General features: G+C 61.2%; 4 protein-coding genes. All 4 read right to left on the bottom strand.

What is annotated here, in order from left to right:
* On the bottom strand, positions 1–699 hold a 699-nt coding region (gene sirB1 / locus B3797_RS13135), incomplete at its 3' end, for an invasion regulator SirB1 (protein ID WP_311791310.1).
* Entirely contained in the window at positions 696–1094 is a 399-nt protein-coding gene (locus B3797_RS13140; protein ID WP_120452279.1) for a SirB2 family protein, read from the bottom strand. The genes sirB1 and B3797_RS13140, both read right to left, overlap by 4 nt.
* Before the next feature lie 12 nt (positions 1095–1106).
* The gene (gene prmC, locus B3797_RS13145; RefSeq protein ID WP_311791311.1) at positions 1107–1940 is read right to left on the bottom strand and encodes a peptide chain release factor N(5)-glutamine methyltransferase; all 834 of its coding nucleotides are present in this window, start codon (positions 1938–1940) and stop codon (positions 1107–1109) included.
* Positions 1940–2315 (bottom strand): peptide chain release factor-like protein (locus tag B3797_RS13150; RefSeq protein WP_311791312.1); only part of this gene is annotated, 376 nt, incomplete at its 5' end. The genes B3797_RS13150 and prmC, both read right to left, overlap by 1 nt.

A 2315-nucleotide genomic window follows, 5' to 3' on the forward strand; every position in this document is an offset into this window, starting at 1 on the left:
AATATGCTCGCATTCCACCTGAGCATAGATCAAACCGCGATCGCGAATCTCATAGGGATCGTCTGGATCGATCTGCAACAGCACCTGGCTCACGCCCAGCGCCAGCTCCATCTGCTTCTCCTCCATCAGCGCCGCTTTCATGGTGTCGAGCATCTTGCGCATCACGCTAATGGTCTTCGCCTCTTCCAGATCGTCGTCGTAGAGCTTCGCCGTGGGGCTGATATTGCCTTTCAGCCAGACTTCCAGCGTATGGGTATCCAGCGTCTCGCCGTTGAAGGGATTGATCAGCCACATATCGCCGTCAATCCAGTCGGCGCGCAAAATCAGCTGAGTGGGGAAAATAACCGGCATCAGCGGAATCTCCAGCGCCTGCGCGATATGCAGCAGGATCACGCCCAGCGATACCGCCGTTCCCTGGCGCGTCTTCAGCACTTTATCCAGCCACAGCGCGTCGGAAAGGTTATAGATGCCGCTGGCGCCGCCGAAGCCCCACTGTCGATAGAAAAGCTCCAGCAGCTTCTCTAGCTGCATATCGGCGTCCTGTTCGCTGCTTACATAGCGGCGGGCTTCCGCCACCAGCGCGGCCAGCTGCTCCTGTACGGAGGAGGCGGGAAAATCGGCGCGAATCGCTCGGGTCGCGCCAATCACCGCTTCACACAGCGGCGTCTGGCTAAAATCTAATTGTTCTGCGGAGGTCATACTATCCCCAATAATGGCATTTTGGTCACCGCCAGCTTAATCACTGTCACCAGCGCGACCAGCGCGACCAGGAAAGCGATCCAGCGCGTGCGGCTGGTGCGCGGGCGACGGCTTAATGCCACGGAACCTAAGGCGATGTAGATAATAACGCCTAAAAGCTTCTCCGTCAGCCAGCTTCCTTGCGGCGAGAAGGGGTAAAAGTGCGTAATGACCACCAGCAGCACGCCGGTAAGCAGTAAAAAGGTATCGTTAACGTGTGGCGTAATGCGCACCCAGCGGCGCTGTAGCAGCGCCGAACCGCTGCGCAGCCAGTAAAAACGCACGATAAAAAGCGCAATGCTGATAAATACCGTCAGCAGATGCAGTTGTTTAATCAGAGGATAGTAAGCGGCCATGGTACGTCCTTTTTAAGATGGAATGTGACCGAGCGTGACGCGCGGATTGCCGCCGTAGTCATTCACGGTCTCGACCTGAAGAAAACCTTGCTGCTGCATCAGCGCGCGCACCGCCGCATCCTGCTGCCAGCCATGCTCCAGCAGCAGCCAGCCGCCAGGCGCAAGCCACTGCGGCGCCTGCGCGATCAGCAGGCGCAGATCCGCCAGCCCGGCTTCATCGGCCACCAGCGCGCTGCGCGGTTCAAAACGCACGTCGCCCTGCGAGAGATGACGATCGCACGCGTCGATATAGGGAGGATTACTGACGATAAGGTCAAACCGCGCGGCGGGCAGCGCGTCGAACCAGTGGCTCAGCATGAATTCAGCGTTGGCTATCGCCAGCCGCTCGGCGTTGCTTTGCGCCAGCGTTACGGCCGCCTCAATGCGATCGACGCCCAGCACCTGACAGTCAGGACGCTCGCTCGCCAGCGCCAGCGCGATTGCGCCAGTGCCGGTGCCGAGGTCGAGGATGCGCGACGGCGCGGCAGGCAGACGCGCCAGCGCCTGTTCTACCAGCACCTCGGTATCGGGACGCGGGATTAGGGTTGCGTCGGAGACGCGCAGCGGCAGCGACCAGAACTCGCGCTCGCCGACCAGATGCGCCACCGGCTCGCCCCGCACGCGCCGCGCCAGCAGCGCGTCGAGGCGCGCAAGCTGCTCTGGCAGCAGCGCGGTCTCATCAAACGCCACCAGCCAGCTGCGCGACTTACCGGTGACGAAACCGAGCAGGATCTCCGCGTCGCGCTTCGGGCTGTCGCCGCCCTGCAGAGCGACGACAGCCTGTTTCATCCAGCCTTTAAAATCCATTACTCCTGACCAGCCAGCGCGGCCAGCTGATCGGCCTGATGCTCCTGCACGATCGGCTCAATCAGGTTATCCAGCTTGCCTTCCATGGTCTCGTCGAGGCGGTAGATGGTCAGGTTGATACGGTGATCGGTGACGCGCCCCTGCGGGAAATTGTAGGTGCGGATACGATCGGAACGGTCACCGCTGCCCAGCAGGTTGCGGCGCGTGCTCGCCTCCGCCTCGTGGCGCTTCGCCATCTCCGCGGCGTGAATGCGCGCGCCCAGCACCGCCAGCGCTTTGGCTTTGTTTTTGTGCTGGGAACGCTCATCCTGACACTCCACCACGATGCCTGTTGGCAAGTGGGTGATACGGATAGCGGAGTCGGTGGTGTTAACG

The organism is Pantoea sp. UBA5923 (assembly GCF_002431095.1).
GTDB lineage: Bacteria > Pseudomonadota > Gammaproteobacteria > Enterobacterales > Enterobacteriaceae > Pantoea > Pantoea piersonii.